The organism is Paenalcaligenes suwonensis, assembly GCF_011290505.1.
Lineage (GTDB): Bacteria > Pseudomonadota > Gammaproteobacteria > Burkholderiales > Burkholderiaceae_B > Paenalcaligenes > Paenalcaligenes suwonensis.
The window spans coordinates 52,721-74,207 of the sequence record NZ_JAANPV010000011.1 but is presented as its reverse complement, the minus strand read 5'-3'; the positions used below and the strand labels follow the sequence as shown (position 1 = coordinate 74,207).

The following is a 21,487-nucleotide window of genomic DNA, read 5'->3' as shown; positions in this document are numbered from 1 at the left end:
CATTATTGTTTGAAAGAGGAACATAAAAGCATGTTAGTGCACACCATCTTAGAGGCCTTAGGCCCTATTACTCTGGGCATAGCGGTTGGTTGGGGATGCGGGAAGACAGGGTTCGTCAAGCAGGACTATTCTCAAGCCTTTGCAGACTATGTCGTAAAAATTGCACTGCCTTTGGCTTTATTTCTGGCTGCGCTAAGTTCTTCACCCAAAAATATTCTGAATATTGATTACGCTTTAGCATTAGCCGTAGGATTAATTGTTACCTATGTACTGGGCTATGTTGCTGGTAGGGTGATGTTCAAACACAACAAGGCCGATGCCACCATGCAAGCCTTAGCCGTGTCATTCCCTGATATGGCGTACTGCGGGCCACCCGTGCTGATTGCCGCGGTGGGATCATCAGGCTTAATCGCCATGGTGATTGGTAACTTGATCTATACCGTTTTGATTCTGCCCTTAGCCTTGGCTTTGCTAGGGGGTGGTGCAGCAGGTTCAAGCCCTCTCAAAGCCCTAGGTAAAGCGGTCTCTCAGCCGCTGGTGATACTGCCCATTTTGGGTGCTGTGCTGGCGGTATGCGGTGTGCGTCTGCCAGAAATTCTCAGTTCATCCATTAACGAACTGGGCAAAACGGCTGGCGGTGTAGCACTGTTCTTTCTGGGCTTGTTTATTTCCAAATCCAAGTTCTCTCTGAATAAAGAAATCATCTTTAACGTATTTGTAAAGAACATCGTCCAAGCTCTTTTAATTTTAGGCGTAGGGATTGCCCTAGGATTACGCGGTGAGCTATTAGCATCAGCCTTTTTGATTGGGGTTATTCCTACTGCAACAGCCGTTCCTGCTTTAGCTGTAGGCAATAAAGCCTATATGGATCAATCAGCTTCTACCGTGGTAATTAGTACTCTTTGTGCCCTAATTTCAATTCCAGCCGGTTTAGCGATAGTTTCTACTTTCTACCCGTAATTTCCATGTAAGCTCTTTTATCCTCTCCCATCATGCAAATACAGCATGATGGGATTTTTTGTGCTTACACACTGCGCGAGCATGGTTCTTGCTTAACGACGGCGGGTAAACGGTACATGCAGTGCAACATGCGCACATAACCCTATCACCAGCCCCCAAAAAGCGCCCCCAATGCCTAAGAACTGAATATTGGCCGCTGCTGCTAAGAAGGTAATCAACGATGCCTCACGCGTTTTTGCCTCGGCCAATGCACTCGCTAAACTACCGCCAATAGTTCCCAACAACGCCAACCCCGCTAAAGTAGTAATAAATGTCGCGGGCAAGGCCATGAAAACGGCTGCTAAGGTCACCCCAAACACCCCCACGGCGATATAAAACACGCCTGCTGCCACACCGGCTATCCAGCGCTTAGAAGGGTCTTCGTGGGCTTCTGGGCCTGTACAGATAGCAGCCGTAATTGCCGCCAAATTAAAAGCATGTGAACCAAACGGCGCCATGACGAGCGAACCCAACCCCGTTACGCTCACAATAGGACTGGCATTGGTGTGATAACCATCATTACGCAGCACCAACATGCCAGGCATGTATTGCCCGGTTAGCGTAATCAAGAACAATGGCAGCGCAACGCTTAACAAGGCATTCAACGAAAAAGCCGGCATGGTGAATACAGGCGCTGCAAACTGTAAGCTCACCCCTTGCAGCTCCACCCTATCCAGCACAAACAACAGCGCCAAACCCAGCACGAGTAACCCAACGACCGCATAGCGCGCTGTAAAGCGTTTTAGCACGATATAAGCCACTATCAAGGTGCCCACCAGCCAAGGGTCTACACTCATCCCACCAAAAGCCTTAATGCCAAACTGCAATAAGATACCCGCCAACAACCCTGCTGCAATGCCGGGTGGAATCCACCGTATTAAGCGCTCAAACCACCCTGATAGCCCTAGTAGTACAAAGAGCAGCGCCGAGATCATATAAGCCCCTACCGCTTGCTCATAAGGTGTAGTCGCCAACGCGGTCACTAAAAAGGCAGCGGCTGGTGTAGACCAGGCGGTAATCACAGGCACCTTGGTACGCCAACTTAATACCAAGCCCGTTACCCCTACACCAATAGAAACCGACCACACCCACGACGCCGTAAGCGCTGGGCTTAGACCGGCTACCTTGGCGGCTTGAAACACCAAAATAAAGGTGCCCCCATAGTTCACCAACACAGAGATCAATCCAGCGACTATGGGGTGTACCCAGTCACGCCAAGAAAAAGAGGAAGAATACGTCGTGGACGACATGCGTGGCTCCAGCAGCTAAAAGAATAAAAATCAGAGCTTCTTTTATAGCGGCAAAATGGTCTGCTTAGGTCTACCACTTTAAGAGCCATATCTAGACCATTCGACGCTTACGCCACCGCCCTACTCCATTTCCGTAGCGCAAAAAAAAGCACCCCGTAAAGGGGTGCGAACTTGTTGTGGCAAGGGATTGCTTAATCACGCTTGTCCTGAGCAAAGGCTAACGCTTCACTCAACAGAGACTTGATTAAGGGTTGCACATTCTTGGCAACTTCTTCTTGATACTCGAATGGCCACTTTTCTTCCATATAGCAACACTGCGCCATCTCCAGCTGTACCGCATGGATGTTTCTGGCTGGGTCACCATAATTACGTGTGATGTAACCACCTTTAAAGCGGCCATTCAGAACGCTGCTATAGCGTTCATCGTGTTGCGCTACTGTCAGTAGACGCAGGGCTAATTCTGGATCACAACTAGCACCATCAGCCGTACCAAAGTTTAGATCTGGCAGTTTGCCATCAAAAAACCGGGGCACTATAGAGCGTATTGAATGCGCATCCCACAGCACTACACGACCAAACTGGGCATGCAAACGCTCAAGTTCTTGCTTCAATTGTTGGTGATAAGGGCGCCAAATCGCATCGCGCCTTGCTGCCACCTCAGCATCATCTGGCTCAGCACCAGCTTGATACAACGGTTCATCACCAAACGTATCCAACGGGCATAGGCCAGTGACGCTTTGCCCTGGATACAAACTGGCGTTATCTGGGGGACGGTTTTGGTCCACCACATAACGGGAGTAATTGGCGATCAGAATCGAAGCCCCTAGCTCACGGGCGCACTCGTATAGACGAGGTAAATGCCAGTCGGTGTCTTGCAACTGGCGGGCGGCGGGACTCATGCGTTCCAATACCTCGGCAGGCACATGCGTTCCTACGTGTGGCATGGAAATCAGCAACGGGGCTGTCCCAGCATGAAACTCAAAAACTGCTTTGGTTGCTTCAGTCATCCGTTTACTCCACTTCCTGTTTACTGCGGTATAGGGTACAAATCACCACGGCGATGATCCCACGCCGGTAGCGATTCACGCATCCGCGCTACGCGAGCAGGGTCTAGATCAGCGCAGATGTAGCCGGCCTGATCTGGCATGCATGCTAGCACCGTACCCCAAGGATCAATAATCATGCTACGGCCTAAGCACGGCATGGCTGGGCCTGGCCCACCTATTTGCGCGGCGGCCAATACATAACACTGGTTTTCAATAGCACGCGCACGCAACAACACTTCCCAGTGATCTCTGCCAGTATGCACATTAAACGCAGCAGGTACCACCAACACATTCGCACCGCGGGCACGTAAAGTACGGAATAGCTCGGAAAAACGCATATCGTAGCAAATGCTTAGACCTAGATTTAGGTCGCCAATTTGTACGTTTTGTAAGTGTCCGCCATGACAGAACTCATCAGATTCGCGGTACGTGACACCGTTAACTACCGCATCGTACAAATGGATTTTGCGGTACGTAGCAGCGATCTCGCCATCTGGGGAGAACACCACACTGGTGTTACCCAAACGTTGGCCATCGGCCCCTTGCTCGTGCATAGAACCTAACTGTATCCAGGCGCCAGTTTGGCGAGCCAACGACGCAAAACGCTCGGTTACCATACCAGGAATGGGGGTAGCGTGTGCGCTTACCCACTCTTTATCACCGCGCACATCGCTGTACTCGGGTGTAATGATCAGCTTTGCGCCATCGTTGGCAGCAGCCACTACCCAGCGCTCTAGCTCGGCCAAATTGGCATCACGATCCCGTCCACTATCGACTTGAACCAGTGCGACTCGTGTTGTTGTCATGGCTATTCCTTTCTCTTTGCACCCAGCGCCAACCGCACGCTGGGTAATTCATCATTGCTACACGCTTAAGCGGCTCGCAGTACACCAGCGACGGTTGCTGCCAACGTAGACAGTACCGCTGCACCTTCACCACCATAAAGGGTGGAGCTCGTGCGCGCATCGGTAAAACCATCAGCCAGCACAGCCAATACCACGCTGCGCTTACCTACCGTCATCACCCCAGCATCATGGCGCAAACCAGGCAAAGAGCCTGTTTTATGAGCAAGCTCGACGTCGGCTGGCAATGTCGCCGCAAAGTGGCCACGCTCGCGCTGATCGGCCAACATTTGCAAACCTTCGTGACGCAACGCCTCAGGTAATACGGGGGATTGCAATAAGTACAACAAGGTAGTGCAAGCATCGGCTGCACTCGTCCAGTTATCTTTACCTTGTGCTCGAGCTTGCGCATCCATCATGTGGCGTTGCAGTTCGGTGTACGCCAAGCCAGCCTGCCTGCACCACTGATTAATGCGATCCATGCCGAGCACATCAATCAGGGCGTTGGTGGCGACGTTATCGCTCAGCACAATCATCAGGTGTGCCAATTCACGTAGGCTTAGCGCCTGCACACCCGGCAATTGACTCAAAATGCCGGTGCCGCCAGCCCTATTGCTATCAGGCAAAGCCCGTATATCATCTAGGCTCACGCGGCCTTTGGCCACTTCTTCCAGCAAACAAAGCAACATGGGTACCTTGATCAAGCTGGCCGACGGCATCGCGCGCTGTACATGCCAATCAAACAGGCTAACGCCATCCAGAGTCCGCACTGCCATCGAAATGCGTGCAGGCTCTTTTTCCAACAATGGTGTCAGGCTACTCTCTAGTTGCACGCGTACTGCCTGCACATCCAGTGTTTCGCTACCCAATGTAAACATTTTTATGCCTCTCTTCTTACTCTAGAATCATGAACAAGCCAGCAAACATCAACAAGTTGATGGCCATGACTGCCCAACCGTTATAGAGCATGTATTTAAGCTGTGTGGATCGTGCCAAGCCCATCTGACCAAACATATCTGACGATGGGAATGGACCAAACCAGTCAATCTGTGAACTACCCAAAATCACCGCAGTAGTGGCGGCTGGACCTACACCGGCGGCGGCCAATACGGGACCAAAGATTTTCGCAGTAAAGGTCATCTGTGCCACGGCAGCACCAGGAATGTGACCAATCACGTTAAAGCCCACAATAATCATACATAGTGCAGCACCACTTACACCGATCAGGTAAGGCTGAACCGCATCCAACAATGCATGGTAAGCATTCAACTGATCTACCAACACCAATACAGGGTTGAACAGCCAGAACAGGAAGAAAATCCAGATCAGCTTACCTGCACCTTTGTACATAGCTTCCAGAATTTCACGTGGATTCAAGCCACCAGCCAAACCGGTTACGGCACCCAACGACACCATCACGATAATCGCGAACGCAAAACCTGCTTTAGCCAACACACCCACTACCGCCAAGGTAACGATAGTCAGGCAGAAACCCCATGCCGCACGAACGGCTTTAGGAGAGGCTTTAGCATTGATATCAAATGCTGGAGCACCTTTAGCTGCTTCTTCGTATTGGAAATCTTCAGCGGTCATTTTCTGGATGCGACCAGACATGAACCAACCGGTCAACAAGGTTGCTGCAGCCATAGGCAAACCAGCCACCATCAAGTAGTCACCGTAGCTCAAACCTGTCAAACCGGTAACGGTCACGACGTTAGGTGTAAATGGCCCCAACACCAAACCTGCTGAACCCGCACTTTGGAACAATGCCGCTACCGCAGGTGGAGACAAACGCACCGCTGCTGCAATAGGGATCACCACGGCAGCAATAATCGCGTTACCGCCTGCTAAGGTACCCAGTGCACCACAGATCAGTGTGGAAGCCACCATGATGCCCAAACGTACACGTACGGGGTTAGACAAACCAATACGCTTCACAATGGCGCGTACCAGTTGTTCTGCTGCTCCGGTTCGGGCGGCTACTTCACCTACACCAGCACCCAACACAATAATCAAACCCACTACGGCAATAAAGGAGCCTAGCGAGTCAGCCAGCAGCTTACCCATCGCGATAGGCGATGTACTGGTCATGATAGCGCCCAGCACAATCGCACCGATGGTCGCCAATACAATATCAACACCCAGCAAGGCGATGACAGCGAATACTACTACTGGTGTCAAACCCCACAGGGAGGTTTCGCCAGGCATGTAGAAATGGGTGTAAAGAGCTATTGCTAGCCCCAGTAAGTACACCAGCATAGCGGCATTGCGCTTGCCAGTGGGTTGTTGCGTGAAGGTCATGGGGTCTCCTTAACTGTCCTTCGGGAGCGGCTTGTGTACCTCTACCGTTCCTATTGTGATGCTGGCAGTCATGATCACGCGTGTAAAAACATCACAGATCATGACTAGATAATGAAATTAGAACGATGGCGATGAGCCGCCTTGTTCCACACTTTTTGCTTTAGCGGCAAACGCCCGGTTCAACACCTGACCTGGCCGTTGTTCTGGCGCGTGAGGAAACACCTGTACGCCATTCACAAACACTGCTTCTACACCCTCTGATGGCAAGGTTGGTTGCTCCCAGGTGGCGCAATCTGTGACCGTTTCCGGATCAAAAATTACTACGTCAGCCCACGCACCCGCTTGGAGTACGCCTCTATCTTTCAAGCCAAATACCGATGCAGGCAACGCCGTCATTTTGGCAACAGCCTGCTCTAGTGGCATTAACCCGGCTTCACGCACGTATGGCCCTAGAATTCGGGTAAAACTCCCCCACAAGCGTGGGTGCGGTTGCGCATCAGCGGGCAAACCATCAGACCCCACCATGCAACATGGGTGGCTAAAAATACGGTGTACTTCGGCCTCATCCATCGCAAAATAAATAGCGCCAGCAGGTAACAACTTACGTGCCGCTGTTTCGCGGTCACATCCCCACTGTTCGGCAACTTCCGATAACTCCATGCCGTTGCACTCAGGGTGTGGTTCAGACCATGTGATACGAATGCGATCAATGGTATGAGCACGCTCAGGAATCAAGATGGTAGAACTGCCTGAGTACGGGTAGATATCCAGCGTGGCTTCCATGCCCTCGGCGCGTGCACGATCAATGTTGGCTAATGTATGGCGACTGCGCCCCCAGTTAGCCGGCAACATGCATTTGTGATGCGATACCAAGGTGGCGCATTGGCTGTCTCGCCCTACTGACAACACCTCTTCTACTGACTCTTCAACCGTATCGCCTTCATTGCGAATATGGCTGGTGTGCAAGGAACCATGTTTGGCGGCTACCGCGGCTAGTCCTTCTAGCTCGCTAGGCTGCGCCATACAACCAGGCTCATAGGCCAAGCCAGTACTGAAACCAACGGCACCGTTAGACAAGGCATCATCCAGCAAACGCTCCATCGCCTGTTGTTCTTCTTCAGTAGGCGTTGCCATAGGATCAGCCATCACGGCCATACGTAGGTTCGCGTGGCCCACCAGTGCAGCCACGTTAATCATAGGCTGCAGCTTTTGTACCGCTTGCGTATAAGCCGTCATGCTGCCAAACAAAGGGGAATCACCCAACAGAGCCAATGCGGCGGCATGGTTACCCGGCAATGGCTCAGGAAACGCGCTAACGCCGCAGTTACCTACCACTACCGATGTAATGCCTTGACTGGTTTTCCAGTCCAAGGCGGGCTTTTCGATGAACATCAGATCATCGTGCCCATGTGTATCAATAAAACCCGGTGCTACGACCTTGTCTGTCGCATCAATAACGTTCTCAGCCGCCCAGTCACTCAAATCACCCAGAGCCACTACACGCCCAGCACGAATACCCACGTCACCTTTCTGGCGCGGGCTAGCAGTTCCATCAATAATCCAACCATTTGTGATTTTGACGTCTACTCTGCGATCGTCCTGTTGCATACCTTTACTCCTCAGACCTCCCCAAATAACGGGAGTTTGGCGTATTATCCAAAAGGATTATTGATATGAAAAATTGTTTAAGTTAATTGATCAATCACAATTTGAAATGAATAGACTTCCTAAGCACATCACCCTAAAGCACTTAAATGCCTTTGTTGCAGTCGCCCAAGAGGCAAGTTTCACTAGGGCAGCGCGGCGTTTATTCCAAACACAATCGTCTGTCACAGGGCTGATTCAGCAGCTTGAAACAGCCCTTGAAATACCCCTTTTTGTACGCACAAGCCGCAGGGTAGTACTTACCCCTATTGGCAAAGAGTTTTTACCACGAATTACGCGTCTTTTAGCGGATTTCGATGGCGCTATTGATGACGTCATGCGCTACGGAGCCTTGAAAACCGGGCGTGTCAGCGTATCAGCCGCCCCCTCTGCCATTACGGATTTGATCGCTCCAGCCGCTGCTGTATTCTCGGAACACTATCCCGGTGTGCGTTTGTACTTACGCGATGCCAACTCAGGGCCTATTCAACGTCAAGTCGTCGCTGGCGAGGTTGATTTTGGTTTAACCAGCCGATGGGCGGATATGCATGGTTTAGAAAGCGAACCGCTCTTAGAAGATCAGTTTGGCGTGCTCTACCGAACCGATGACACGCACATACACCCAGATACGCGCAACTGCGTCAGTTGGAAGACCTTACAAAACCGTAAGCTAGTAGGTGTAATTGATGAGACAGGTATTATGGCCGTGCTGCAATCTAGGCCAGACCTACCTATAGAAGTCTCCGCCCCTTTCTATGAAGCCTCTAGTACTACTTCCCAAGCTGCCATCGTACAAAGCGGCTTGGCCATTGCCCTTATGCCCTCGTTAGCAGCACAACGCGTATTGGTTCCCGGTTTATCCTTTTCATTATTACGCTCCCCAAAACTGGTGCGTACGCTGTGCCTGATGTTCCCGCAAGACCATGCCCCTACCCCAGCGGCTACAGCATTAGCGGATGAAATACGCCGCTATGTAAAACACGCCGAATTGCCTGCCGGTTGCAAAGTGCTCTAACTAATAGAGTAATAGCGCATCCCTACCTTACCGGCCCACTTGATGACAGCCTTTACAAACCTACTGCAGAGTGCTTGTAATGTAATAGATCGTTAAGCAAACTTGCCATCAGCGGCTTCTAGACAGACAATGCAAGTCTGCGTTTCGCGGAATTCTCGCGTTGCCTCGCTGAATAAGGAATGATCATGAAGAAAAAATTTGCGCTAACTGCTGGTTTCGTTGCCATCATGGGCTTGGCGGCATGCTCCAGCGTCCCTTCTGCTAACACTACCTCTGCACAGCAATCCTCGATGAGCACCGAAACGACCCTACAAGCCTACAACTGGGCATTGGATACCGTCACTCCAAAAGGGCAAAAACCCCAAGCAGCCCCTGCTGGCCTAGAAGGTAAGCCTCTGGTGTTGAGCTTCTCGGACAACCAAGTCTCTGTAGACGGTTTGTGCAACATCATGAATGGTGGCTATACCGTCAATGGCTCGCATATTTCGGTGAGCAACCCTGCTAGCACCATGAAAATGTGTGCAGACGAAAAAGTCATGCGCTTTGAACATGAGGTCGGCCAATTCTTACCTACTGTTAGCCAGTGGGACGTCAACACCAACGATGCCACACCGGTACTGACACTCACCTTTACGGATGGCACTAAGTGGCGCATGCAAGGCGAAGCCACACCTGAAACACTGTACGGTGGCGCGCCTGAACGTATTTTCTTGGAAGTCGCACCGCAACGTGAAGCATGCTCACACGGGATGATTCCAAATTACCAGTGCTTGAAAGTCCGTGAGATCACCTACAACGACAATGGCTTGAAAACCAAAACAGGCGACTGGGAGTTCTACTACGGTGATATCCAAGGCTACGAGCACCAGCCTGGCATTCGTAATGTTTTGCGTATTAACCGCTACACACGTCAAAACATCCCTGCTGATGCATCCAAATACGTAGATATTCTGGATATGGTGGTAGAAAGCGAAACAACCGTTAAGCTGTAAGCCCCCTTCCACGTAACTGCTTGGTATACAAAAGGCCGTATGACATTCATACGGCCTTTTTAGTATTCCGCCTTATGTGTTTAGAGTTGCCCATCACACCATAGCGAACACGCCCACAAGCCCACCCGTACCCAACACCACCAACCAGGGCGGTAACTTCCACACCATCAAGGCCACTAACGCCACAAGTGCCACAGCAAAATCACGCGACGTATGAATGGCACTGGTCCATACAGGGTCGTACAACGCAGCGACTAACACCCCTACCACCGCCGCATTTACCCCCATCAGCGCTGATTGCGCATGCTGATTACGGCGTAACTGCTCCCAAAACGGCAATGCCCCCACAACCAGCAAGAACGACGGTACGAAAATGACCACTACCACAATCAAGCCACCCCACCATCCGGTAATAGGCCCTTGCAACGACGCCCCTAAAAATGCAGCAAAGGTAAACAGCGGGCCAGGTACTGCTTGGGCAGCTCCATAACCAGCTAAAAACGTTTCGTTACTGACTAGCCCTGTAGGTACCATGTCGGCTTGCAGCAAAGGCAGGACCACATGCCCACCGCCAAACACTAAAGCTCCTGCCCTATAAAAAGCATCCGTCATCGAAAGCAAGACACTGGAGTGCAGCAGCGCCAATAAAGGCAGCCCTATTAGCAGCACGACAAACAGCACTAACCACCGCACTCCCGCGCGTCGTGTAACAGGGATGAGCAAGGCTTCTGTAGGCCCTTTAGTACTGGCTTTACACACGACCATGCCAAGCAAGGCTGCGAATGCAATCACGATGACCTGAACAAAGGTAAACGGTAGCCATAGCACCGCACAACAAGCAGCTACCATCAAGGTTACGCGCACTGCATCGGGGCATAATTGCCGTGCCATCCCCCATACAGCCTGAGCGACTACTGCCACAGCAACGATTTTCAACCCCTGCAACACCCCTACCGGCATCGCATGGCCGTATAGGCCCACCCCGAGCGCAAAGAGGATCAGCACTATGGCTGACGGCAAGGTAAACCCTAACCATGCCGCAAAGGCCCCTTTATAGCCTGAGCGTAACAAGCCTATCGCCATCCCGACTTGACTGCTCGCGGGGCCTGGCAAAAACTGACAGAGCGCCACCAGATCCGCATAGCTTTGTTCACTTAGCCAACGGCGGCGTTCTACAAACTCGCTATGAAAATACCCCAGATGTGCAACGGGCCCACCAAAGGAGGTTAAGCCCAAGCGCAAAAACACCCAAAACACGAACCATGCACTGCGCTCTGACTCCCGCCTATCTACCATGGCGGGACTCCCACCATGCCCATAGCATGAGCAACAACGGCGTGCCCACTACGGCACCCACTATCACAAACCACGGCCCATACAACAGCAGCCCCCATTGAAAAGCCTCAATGCATTCTGCTATAACCGTTGCAAAACAATTGAAATCGCCCCCTTCAAGCACACCTGCCACGGGCAAAAACACCCCCGCCGCCGCCACACTGGCGACAACTGCCACCACTAAAGCCACTACAAAACGTCCTAGTATGCGCATAAGTTGGTATCAGAAAAGGAAAAAGGCGGCTGTCATATACGGCCTGCGTTATGTACAAAGGTACAGCAGGCATTGTAAAGCAATCAGGTGACAACTAGCCGCCCACGCGTCGCATCATCGCTATCGCTAACGCACATGCCACTACAGCGATAACTGTTGCCACATACACGATACTTTCTGTACCTAACACGGGAATCACCGCCCCACCCAGCATTGCCCCCAAGCCTGTACCGGCATTCGCCGCCGAGACATTTAAGGTGCCAGCCAACGCTTGTGCATGGGTAGCAGCCTTCATCACCCGCACTTGGCAAATAGGAAAAAGTGCCGTGTACGCTATACCCCAAACCGCCAAAGCCAGCATCAGCCAAAACCACGACTGAGCACCAAGCACACTGGTCGTCATCCCTAACCCCATCACTGCTACACACACTACCGTACTACCCAACGGACTGCGATCCACATAACGACCACCCAGCCAATTCCCCACTAAGCCTACTGCCCCAAACCCCATCAACCACCAACCTACCTGTGTAGCCTTAACCTTAGCGACGGTTTCTAACATATCCGCCAAATACGTATAGGCGGTGAACATGGCGGTAAACACCAGCACTGATAACACGATATTCAACACAAAACGTCTATCGTGAAAAATGCGTAATTGCTCACGAATAGCGAGTCGGTGTGGTTGCGCTACGGTTGGCATCCACACAGCCAAACCTACCGCCATCACTAACGCCAACCCCGCCAACAACCAAAATGTACTGCGCCAGCCAAAGTGGGTAGCCGCTACCGTTCCTAACGGAATGCCAAACAACAAGGCGGCTGAAATACCCAGATAAACCTGCGATACCGCACGACCCGCACGCTTTACTCCCACTATTTGGGCTGCAGTTTCGCTGGCAGTTCCCCAAAACACCGGGAGCACCAATGCAGGTATAAAACGCGCTATGGCCAACACCCATAAGCTGGATGCCACCGCTGCCAGCGCATTGGCAGCCGCAAATATCAGTAAGATGCTGACAAATAAACGTTTACGCTCTACATGTGACAACAGTACTGTTAATACTGGCCCACACACCATCACCGTAAACGCAAACAGCGTCACCAACTGCCCCGCCACCGATATTGTTACCCCCATATCGCGTGCGAGAACGGGCAACAACCCCACAATCACATATTCTGTGGTCACAATCACAAACGCTGCCACTGCCAGCATAACAATAGACCACGTGCTTTTCTCTGCATGCATTGCAGAATCAGATGCTACGCCAACCGACATTACTATTCCCTGTTATAGCTACGATGGCATACAGTCTATTTAAGAATTAAACTCTTATCTTGGATGTTTTTTCTTATAACTATGGAATTAAATTCCCCCAATAAAAGAGCTAGCATGAATCAAAGCGAGCGCCTTAAAGGCATAGAAAACTTTGTAGTCACCGCTGATGCTGGCAGTTTTACCGCTGCTGCTGAGCGACTCAATCTCACTAACTCCGCCATTAGTAAAAGCGTCGCCAAGTTAGAAAGCCGCCTAGGCGTACGGTTATTTGAACGCACTACTCGCACGCTAACGCTCACCGATGCTGGTACGGCGTTTTACGTCACTTGCCAGCGTGTACTCAAAGAGCTTAAAGAAGCTGAAGCCGTACTCTCTGCACACCATCATGCGCCTGCTGGCCGTTTACGCATTGATGCCCCCGCTACCTTTGGGCGCTTACATGTGTGGCCTACTGTGCTGCAATTTGCGACACAGCACCCTTATTTACGACCACATATTTCTCTTAGCGACCGATTCAGTGATTTGCACGACGACAATATAGACATTGCCGTACGCATAGGCGGCCCAGAGCACTGGCCTACTACCATCGGGCATCACTACCTCGGTAAAGAACGTTTAGTGTTTTGTGCTGCCCCCAGCTATCTGGCGCGTCGCGGCACACCCCACTCTATAGAGCAGTTGCTCACACACGATGCGGTGCTTTACGGTAAAGCCGATGGTACAACCAGCCCTTGGTTACTCGCACATAGCCAGCACCATACCGAGCGTCATGCTATTGAGGGGCGTATGGTCGTGGGCAACGGTGAAGCACAAGTCGCTGCCGTTAAAGCTGGCTTTGGTATGGCACAACTGGCGACCTGGTTAATACACGATGAACTAGAGCGAGGCGAATTAATTATTGTCTTACCCGAGTTGGCCGTAGAGGGGCTAGCCTTACACTTGCTGTGGCCGCTAGGACGCCAATTGCAGCCTAAGGTACATGCCATGCTGAAAATGCTAGAGGCAGAACTGAGCGTGGCGTAATAAATAATAACGAGCACGCCCTGACTACAGCCACCCAAATCACCTATACTGGAGCGGCATAACTCAACTCTGCTTAGGTGAAAACATGGATATTGATAACTTTGAATTAGACGAAGAGATGGAGAAAAAACTCAACGAAAAGCATCAAGAGTTCATTGATAACCAAGAAGAGATAGAAGCTAGCAACGACTGCGAAGGCGGGGCCTGCATCATTTAACCCCTAGCCATGAACACGAAACGGGGCGCTTAATGCGCCCCGTTTTTATGAGTTGTACGTTCTACGCTTTCCTCAGAACCTCACGTTAACGTGCGCATTCACGCCGTTCTGATTCAAGCCTGAACCGAACTGCCCCTGATACGACACCCCAAACTTGGCGTTTTTGCTTAGCGCCACATCAAACCCAGTTTCCACCAACGCCGTATCTTTGCCTATGGAGTTACCAAGCGCGACAAAGTTGTTGGACCCAGCTACAAAGCTAGCAGTTGACGTTGGTATCACATCGCCAGAAGCGTGCCTCCACCCCAGATCAGCCCGCGCAGTGACGGCAGCATTGCCAAGGTCCATACTACCTGCAACCCGCACACCTAGCGTCGATAAGGTGGTGTCCATGGTGGCCGAATTAACGGCCAGCGCAACACCATTTTTGCCTTTTTCATCAAAGCCGTCTGTATGCAGGCGAACATAGGCCACACTAGCATACGGCTCTACCACAGTACTCTGGCTCACATTCAGCTTATAGCCCACTTCACCAAAAACCTGGAAAGTACCCGCCTTGTAATCCGCAGACAGCGAGTCACTAAAACCAGCAAACGCCACAGAGCGCTTCATGTCCACATCATGCCAGGCATAGGCAAGCCCGCTACGCAGACCCAATGCCCCACCGGCAACCTCCCACTCACTGCCTGCATAAGCCCCTAAGCTGTAAGTATTGCTAGAACCCGAAGCAGCACGATCTCTGATCTTGAACGAGGAATGACCATAGCCGGCTAACACGCCCAGACGCCAGTTCTGGTTAAGACTGGTATCAACACCCATGGTAAATCCATCCAGTGTGGAGGTAGTACGTGCTGTATTGCTATTACCCGATTGCTTATTCCAGCGATTGTGCATGGATACCCAAGCAGCCGTACCGCTTGCATCCTTACTCGCCTGTGCCACCGCTACGGAAAACTCTGGGCCAAAGGCTTGCTGCAAACGGTTATTCGCCGCGTTACGCGTTGCCGCACTGTCCTGCATCAAAACTCCTTGTGCAGACGCATAAGCCTCACTGGACAATTGCGGCAAAGCAGCACGAATATCGGAACCATCTATTGCTGAAAAGTCCAGCATGGTAATCAGCCCCTGCAGCTCTGGGGTTTCGCTGTTTGCTACCCCATAAAGAGCCACACCAACTGCCTGAGCATTCTGACCATCCGCATAGTGCGAATAGGCATCCTCTTGGCGGCCTAAAGCAACCGTATAGCTATTCTGACCATTATCGGTAGTTGTCGCGGTAAGCGTTGGGGACACAATCGCGGTAGACATATCCGTAAACCCGCCATTGATCGCATTGGCTTGCAGCCACTGGTCTGACGTCACCGTGAAGCCATTATGGTAGTAGCCTTGTTCGGGTGTAAACATGATGCTGCCATCAATATCTGCGCGACCATTCACAATCAGACTACTGATCTGCTGTTGATTGTTAAACGCTACCTGCAAGGTACCTGCTGCGGTCTGATCATAGTTGCCATGCACTGTGATGGCGTCGCCTACCTGAGGAACAAACAACGTGCCACGGTTATTAAAATAACGATTCGTCGCGATGGTGTACTCACCACGCCCCGCCAGTGTTGCATTTCGGTCCACCAACACTTCAAAGAGGTCATGGTTACCTGTCAGTACAGACGTGCCCCCTAACGCTTGGAAGGAGATATTCTGACCCACAATGTTACCCGCATAGCCAATGGCAAAATTCGCGTCTGCGTGATGTGTGGCGCGCCCTTCTTCGTCAGCCTCTAGACCGAAACGAAGCTGCGTCAAACGCAGGTTATGATTGTCGTCCAGTTCTGAGTAGTCTGAAATGATATCGCCAGAAATATGTGCGCCCTGCATCACATTGATATCTTCAACGTACGCATTTTCAGACATGAAAATTGCCGCTTTTTTCCCAGCCACACGACCCGTCAAATCAAAGCTTGAAACCAAAGCACCATTCAATTCAGACCAAATCTGCGCGTCTTTCTGAGGGGTACTATCGTATGTAGAGAGAATATAGGAACCACGGTAACCCGTTGCATCACCACGCGAATTATGGCCAAAATCAAAGCTAACCGCGATACCGTTATCACCCAGTGCTTGAACATCACCACGGTGGGTTAAGGTGTGATCTTTACCATAGGCAAACATAACCGCACGACCATTTTCACCATCTGCATAGACACGCACACCCGGTGCAATCTTCAGGTTATTACCTTCACCATCAACACGAATACCACCGCCACCAGCTCCGGCCGACAATAAATCAGCATTCTGGGTAATGCTGTTATGACTACCATACACATGCAACCCTAAGCCTAGCGTCGCGCTGTTATAGGTATTAGCAAGGTAATCCGTACCGGTTGCATTGCGCCCAAAATAAGGATTGTTATTGGTGAGTGTCTGTCCATCCCCATACACAGAGCTGCCATAAAAATTGCGCCTATCAATGGTGTAGCCTATGTCTTGTAAAGCGGCTAACTCGGCTTCCATCAACGTCGTGTAATTACGATAATACTGATGACTCATCAGCCCATTTTTTAGCTCTATATGACTGAAAAACGGTTGATCGTAAGGGCCATAATCCGTACCAATACGCATTGGCAGACCTTTCATTGCCCCATTCAACACGTCACTGACATGGCTACCAGTAAAATAGGCTTGATCGTTGCGTACATCAAAAGCATCCTCACCAGCAGGAACATAACAACCATTGCAATTGATATATTGCCCAGCCCTTGCTGGATTGTCATTATCATCACGTAAATGCATGCTCCAGGCATCAAATCCGTAATAATTACTATCACCAAATCCTGCTACCCGATTGTTATTTTGATCTATCACACTGAACGCATTCGAGGCCACACCTAGAGCATGCGCTATTTCGTGGATCATCACTGTACTTAACGACGTTTCGCTACTCAGCGCGATATGGGACGGCGTATAGGGAGCTGCAGACCAATCCATTGTGCCAACTTTGTCGGTTACTGTAATAGCACCGTGCGCGCCATAGCTCAGATTGGTGTAATACTGATCGGTCAATGCTGCCTGTACCGTCGTAGGCGCACCGTCCTGCATCGTGGCATTATGGCTTGAAGCCGAGCCTCCCCAATTCCCCGTCGCTGTACCCACATTCAGGATAGCTGGGTTTTTCCCAGTTACGGGCTGAATAATCTCTGACCAATAGTGTGTTGCCGCAATAAGTTGTGCTTTGTGCTGGTCACTCAGGTTCCAAGTCGACGCTGGGCCAGCCGCATAAGGCCCATCACCCACATCAAAAAACCGCAGCGTAATAAAGGGAGCGCCGTCAGCACTCTCGACCACATGAGAACTAATTGCCGCAGCGGGGTTACTCAGCGCCACGTACAGAAGGCTGCTAGATAAACAAGGTAACAGTACCGGCCTTGCGATCAACTTGAATGTCATTATTTCCTCCTCAACGAGGTATCCACTGCCTATATGTTTTTTTGGAAACGCAGCGATACCCACCTGCGCGCGGTACTAATCATACTGTTCCACATAGCGCAAAACCATCACTGAAAACTGGTATATACGGCAGTCAGCGCTGCCCCTACTACCCATTTTCAGTGATAGCCAATCGCTGCACAGCACCATTACTATGGCGCTAAATAACAATGAATGATGTGAGGGTGACTTTTATGTATGGCTTAAGAAAAAAAATAATACTGATATCCCTAAGCTCGGCACTCATAACGCCTAGCTTGGTCTATGCACAAACCTCCTCAACGCCCCCACCTGTAGCCGATGCAGAATACCGTGCCAACTGGGGACTAGGCATGATCAATGCCCTGCCCGCCTATCTAAAAGGCTATACAGGAAAAGGCATTATCGTTGCTGTGATCGACTCTGGGCTAGACGCCAATCACCCAGAATACGCAGGTCGTGTGTCACCTCTGTTGTTTAACTTTGGCGACGACCAAGCCACCCATAATGTGTTTCCAGGCATTGATCAAAGCGACGGCTCCCTTGCTGGGCACGGCGACCATGTTGCGGGAATTATCGCCGCTGGTCGCAATGGTTCTGGCATGCAAGGTGTGGCCTATGACGCGATACTGATGCCCTTACGCGCCATTGAAGTTACAGGGCGCGATGCAGACTGGACTCCGGATAACCAAGCTCTGATTTATGCTGCCGACCACGGCGCAAAAGTCATTAATGGTAGTTATGGGCCTAACGCTTTTCCAAATCTGTTGCTTGAGGATGGCACGCTTAATCCGCACTATCAGGTACTAAGCTATCAACCTATAGCCGAAAGCCCTGAAGAGTTATGGCAAACCTACCATGCCATGAAGCATGCCGCTGACAGCGATGTAGTGATGGTGTTTGCTGCGGGTAATGAACGCCAAGATCAGCCCGGTGCCTATACCGCGATGCCCACGGGAAATGGGATGCTCCCGCTGATTACGCCTGATGTTATCCGTAGCGGAAACATTCGTTTGCTCGACACAGAAGACGACGCCTTTGATCCTGAAAATCCAAACACCTATAGTTTCTTAAGCCCTACTGATCCTGCCTTACAGAATATGGATTTTTCTGACTTAGCAGGCTCTCTGATCGTCGTGGTCGCGGTTGATAAGCACGGTAATCTCGCGCCTTACAGCAATGAATGCGGCGCCACCGCCGAGTGGTGTATGGCGGCCCCCGGTGGAGACATGACATCCAATGATAAGGACGGTATTTACTCCACCTGGCCACAAGGCGACAGCATCAATGGCAATCGTCCCTACCAACACCTACAAGGAACCTCCATGGCATCGCCGCATGTGGCCGGTGCAGCGGCGGTTGTACGCTCTGCCTTTCCCTATATGACGGCACGCCAAACCATTGAAACCTTGTTAACCACCACCACAAAAAACGGCTACACCGATCATGATAAATTTGGCCAAGGCCTACTGAATCTAGGTGCCGCCGTTGATGGCCCCATGGAGTTTCGTTACACCGGCGTGTTTGATGTGGACACACAAGGCGTTTCCTCTATCTGGTCAAACGCTATTTCTGGTATAGGTAACCTCACCAAACGCGGGGACGGTGTACTGGTACTGACAGGACAAAGCACCTATCAAGGCCCCACCAACATTGTAGGCGGTAGCTTGGAAGTCAACGGTAGCATTACCTCCGCCACTCACGTCTCACAGGCGGGTCAGTTAGCTGGCACAGGTTCGGTTGGTGATCTCACCCTCGTACAAGGCGGGAAGGTGTCTCCCGGTAGCACCCTTGATGCCACACACGCACTAGGCACATTAACCGTCAATGGCTCTTTTAATCAGCAAGCAGGTTCTACCTATGTAGCTGGGCTGTCTATGGGAGTTGGTGCAGACAAGATTGCCGTCAATGGTGCTGCACAAATTGATAACGATGCCTCACTTGAACTAATGCGCCAAGGGGTTGGCAGCGGTGGTGCAACAACGCGCTACACCCTACTCAGCGCATCCAATGGTGTAGTCGGTAGCTACGGCGATTTAAGCGGTGATTTGGTTGCCCAAACACCTTTCATCAACTTTGCGCTGAATTATGATGCCAACCATGTCTTTCTCGATACCAGCCGCTCTGCCGTTGCTTTTGCAGATATAGCTGCCACCGCTAACCAACGAAGCACAGCCACAGCACTACAAAGTCAGGGCGAAGGCGCAGTCTTACACGACCACCTGTTATTTCTGAACGGCAAAGAAGCGCGTCAGGCCTATGACCAACTGTCTAGTGAGGCCTATGCGGCGATACAGTCTTCCCTGCTCAATAACAGCGCTTATATCCGTACGGCAGCGTATAAACAGTTATCACCCAGTTTTGCTAGCACAGACCTGCCCGCCATCCGCTCTTTGGATCAACCTGCACTGTGGGCACACGGTTTTGGTGACTGGACAACGCTTTCCGGCAACCACAACGTAGCCGAGAGCAAAACCAGAGTCAGTGGTTTTCTAATGGGTGTTGATATGCCTGCGTTTGACGCATGGCGTTTGGGTTTACTGGCAGGTTACAGCCACACGAACTTCCGCTTGAATGACCGTCAGTCTTCGGCCAAAAGTGACGATTACACCATCGGCGCCTATGCTGGCACAGCGGCCAACTACACCCAAGGAGTGCTGGCCTTTCGCTCAGGCTTGTCCTACACCTGGCACAACATAGACATGAAGCGCTCAGTCGCGTTTGCAGGGTTTGAGGACACGCTCTCCGCCGATTACAAAGCCAACACGTTTCAGATATTTGGTGAGCTGGGTTACGCACATAGAGCAACCGAATTCCTTGCCATCGAACCCTATGCCAACCTTGCTTATGTACACCTCAACACCAATGCCTTCCGTGAAAAAGATCGTCATGGTGCAGCCTTGAGCTTAGGTAAAAACACGATGGATACAGGGCTGTCCTCGTTAGGGCTACGTATAACCGCTGAACTCAATCAGGATACGCTCCCGCTTACCGCACGTGCGGATGTCGCATGGCGCCATGCTTTTGGCGACATCACTCCTGACTCAGAAGCTAGGTTTGCTGGATCCCATCACTTTTCTGTTAACGGCACCAGTATTGGCCGCAATACACTGCTAGTTTCAAGTGGACTGGACTTTCAGCTTAAAAAAAATACCGTGTTTAGCATCGCCTATCAGGGACAATTTGGCTCTAGCATCAAACAAAACGGGCTGAATGCAAATGTGAACATTCGGTTCTAAATGCTGGGGCATGTTGGGGGAAGGTGCGATATAGCGTCCCCCTACCCTCATGAAACATAAGGTGGTTAGCGTCTTAACCTCTTAAAATGCTCACTGCGCCGCCGACTGTTTTAGTTATTTCCTAAGGGCACAATAAGAAAAACCCCAGCATGATTTCTCATACTGGGGTTTTGTATTGGTTGCGGGAGCAGGATTTGAACCTACGACCTTCGGGTTATGAGCCCGACGAGCTACCATGCTGCTCCATCCCGCGTCTGACCAATAAAAGCCACGCACTTAAGCGAGACTTTGAAAGCGGTACCGAAAACAATTGCTGTATCGATAGACAGTATTATGGCAGTAGCCACCCATACTGTCAAGCCCTAAATACGAAATTCTATATATTATATTTAGCCCTACGGATTATCGCGCCTAAAGAGCTCCCACTCCTCTATGGTGGAGCCATCAGGTAAGGTACAAATACCTATATCACCACTACCGGTGTTTTGAATGCTGACGCTACCACCCATATCCACGCAATAGGTAGATGCTGGGTTTGCCATGCCTACCTGTCCTGTAGGTGCACACCCATACAACGCCACTAGCACTGCTATACAGACTGCTTTATACATGCTGGCTCCTTTTAGTAT

Annotated in this window: 17 protein-coding genes and 1 tRNA gene; 6 read left to right on the top strand and 12 right to left on the bottom strand. The window is 51.0% G+C overall.

Annotation, left to right across the window (positions count from 1 at the left end):
• Positions 1 to 30: 30 nt before the first annotated feature.
• The gene (locus GY634_RS15395) at positions 31 to 960 is read left to right on the top strand and encodes an AEC family transporter (RefSeq protein WP_166409608.1); all 930 of its coding nucleotides are present in this window, start codon (positions 31 to 33) and stop codon (positions 958 to 960) included.
• A gap of 92 nt (positions 961 to 1,052) precedes the next feature.
• Here the strand turns inward: GY634_RS15395 and GY634_RS15390 are convergent, their stop codons facing one another.
• The 6 genes from GY634_RS15390 to GY634_RS15365 all read right to left on the bottom strand — a co-directional run bounded on the left by GY634_RS15390 (position 1,053) and on the right by GY634_RS15365 (position 8,046).
• Complete coding sequence (locus GY634_RS15390; RefSeq protein WP_166409607.1) at positions 1,053 to 2,249, bottom strand: benzoate/H(+) symporter BenE family transporter; 1,197 nt, start codon at positions 2,247 to 2,249, stop codon at positions 1,053 to 1,055.
• A gap of 191 nt (positions 2,250 to 2,440) precedes the next feature.
• The gene (gene hutG / locus GY634_RS15385; RefSeq protein WP_166409606.1) at positions 2,441 to 3,256 is read right to left on the bottom strand and encodes an N-formylglutamate deformylase; all 816 of its coding nucleotides are present in this window, start codon (positions 3,254 to 3,256) and stop codon (positions 2,441 to 2,443) included.
• Between the two features lie 20 nt (positions 3,257 to 3,276).
• Complete coding sequence (locus GY634_RS15380) at positions 3,277 to 4,101, bottom strand: carbon-nitrogen hydrolase family protein (RefSeq protein WP_166409605.1); 825 nt, start codon at positions 4,099 to 4,101, stop codon at positions 3,277 to 3,279.
• 65 nt (positions 4,102 to 4,166) lie between these two features.
• Entirely contained in the window at positions 4,167 to 5,015 is an 849-nt protein-coding gene (locus GY634_RS15375) for a serine hydrolase (RefSeq protein ID WP_166409604.1), read from the bottom strand.
• Between the two features lie 16 nt (positions 5,016 to 5,031).
• Complete coding sequence (locus GY634_RS15370) at positions 5,032 to 6,438, bottom strand: gluconate:proton symporter (RefSeq protein WP_166409603.1); 1,407 nt, start codon at positions 6,436 to 6,438, stop codon at positions 5,032 to 5,034.
• A 117-nt stretch (positions 6,439 to 6,555) separates the two neighbouring features.
• Positions 6,556 to 8,046: an N-acyl-D-amino-acid deacylase family protein gene (locus GY634_RS15365; protein WP_166409602.1), complete on the bottom strand. Its 1,491-nt coding sequence runs from the start codon at positions 8,044 to 8,046 to the stop codon at positions 6,556 to 6,558.
• A gap of 106 nt (positions 8,047 to 8,152) precedes the next feature.
• On the opposite strand from GY634_RS15365, the gene GY634_RS15360 reads away from it, so the two are divergent.
• Positions 8,153 to 9,097: a LysR family transcriptional regulator gene (locus GY634_RS15360; protein WP_166409601.1), complete on the top strand. Its 945-nt coding sequence runs from the start codon at positions 8,153 to 8,155 to the stop codon at positions 9,095 to 9,097.
• A 185-nt stretch (positions 9,098 to 9,282) separates the two neighbouring features.
• On the top strand, positions 9,283 to 10,089 hold the full coding sequence (locus GY634_RS15355; RefSeq protein WP_166409600.1) for an META and DUF4377 domain-containing protein: 807 nt from the start codon (positions 9,283 to 9,285) through the stop codon (positions 10,087 to 10,089).
• A 93-nt stretch (positions 10,090 to 10,182) separates the two neighbouring features.
• Here GY634_RS15355 and chrA read toward each other — a convergent pair whose 3' ends face one another.
• From chrA to GY634_RS15340, 3 genes are all read right to left on the bottom strand, one after another.
• A complete protein-coding gene (gene chrA, locus GY634_RS15350) occupies positions 10,183 to 11,385 on the bottom strand; it encodes a chromate efflux transporter (RefSeq protein ID WP_166409599.1) in 1,203 nt (400 codons plus the stop codon).
• Positions 11,375 to 11,638 carry a hypothetical protein gene (locus GY634_RS15345; RefSeq protein ID WP_166409598.1) on the bottom strand — a complete coding sequence of 88 codons (264 nt, stop codon included), beginning with the start codon at positions 11,636 to 11,638 and terminating at the stop codon, positions 11,375 to 11,377. The genes chrA and GY634_RS15345 overlap by 11 nt, the downstream gene beginning before the upstream one ends.
• A 94-nt stretch (positions 11,639 to 11,732) precedes the next feature.
• Complete coding sequence (locus GY634_RS15340) at positions 11,733 to 12,887, bottom strand: MFS transporter (protein WP_423227308.1); 1,155 nt, start codon at positions 12,885 to 12,887, stop codon at positions 11,733 to 11,735.
• A gap of 144 nt (positions 12,888 to 13,031) precedes the next feature.
• Between GY634_RS15340 and GY634_RS15335 the strand changes: the two genes are divergently transcribed.
• Positions 13,032 to 13,940: a LysR family transcriptional regulator gene (locus GY634_RS15335; RefSeq protein ID WP_166409597.1), complete on the top strand. Its 909-nt coding sequence runs from the start codon at positions 13,032 to 13,034 to the stop codon at positions 13,938 to 13,940.
• Between the two features lie 85 nt (positions 13,941 to 14,025).
• The gene (locus GY634_RS17355) at positions 14,026 to 14,157 is read left to right on the top strand and encodes a hypothetical protein (protein WP_278249053.1); all 132 of its coding nucleotides are present in this window, start codon (positions 14,026 to 14,028) and stop codon (positions 14,155 to 14,157) included.
• Positions 14,158 to 14,229: 72 nt separating this feature from the next.
• Here the strand turns inward: GY634_RS17355 and GY634_RS15330 are convergent, their stop codons facing one another.
• Positions 14,230 to 17,601: an autotransporter family protein gene (locus GY634_RS15330; protein WP_207625625.1), complete on the bottom strand. Its 3,372-nt coding sequence runs from the start codon at positions 17,599 to 17,601 to the stop codon at positions 14,230 to 14,232.
• A gap of 233 nt (positions 17,602 to 17,834) precedes the next feature.
• On the opposite strand from GY634_RS15330, the gene GY634_RS15325 reads away from it, so the two are divergent.
• Positions 17,835 to 20,858: an autotransporter domain-containing protein gene (locus GY634_RS15325; protein ID WP_166409596.1), complete on the top strand. Its 3,024-nt coding sequence runs from the start codon at positions 17,835 to 17,837 to the stop codon at positions 20,856 to 20,858.
• Between the two features lie 176 nt (positions 20,859 to 21,034).
• Here the strand turns inward: GY634_RS15325 and GY634_RS15320 are convergent.
• Together GY634_RS15320 and GY634_RS15315 are read right to left on the bottom strand one after the other, a co-directional pair.
• Positions 21,035 to 21,111: transfer RNA gene (locus GY634_RS15320), tRNA-Met, on the bottom strand.
• Between the two features lie 142 nt (positions 21,112 to 21,253).
• Entirely contained in the window at positions 21,254 to 21,469 is a 216-nt protein-coding gene (locus tag GY634_RS15315; protein WP_166409595.1) for a putative hemolysin, read from the bottom strand.
• Positions 21,470 to 21,487: the final 18 nt, after the last annotated feature.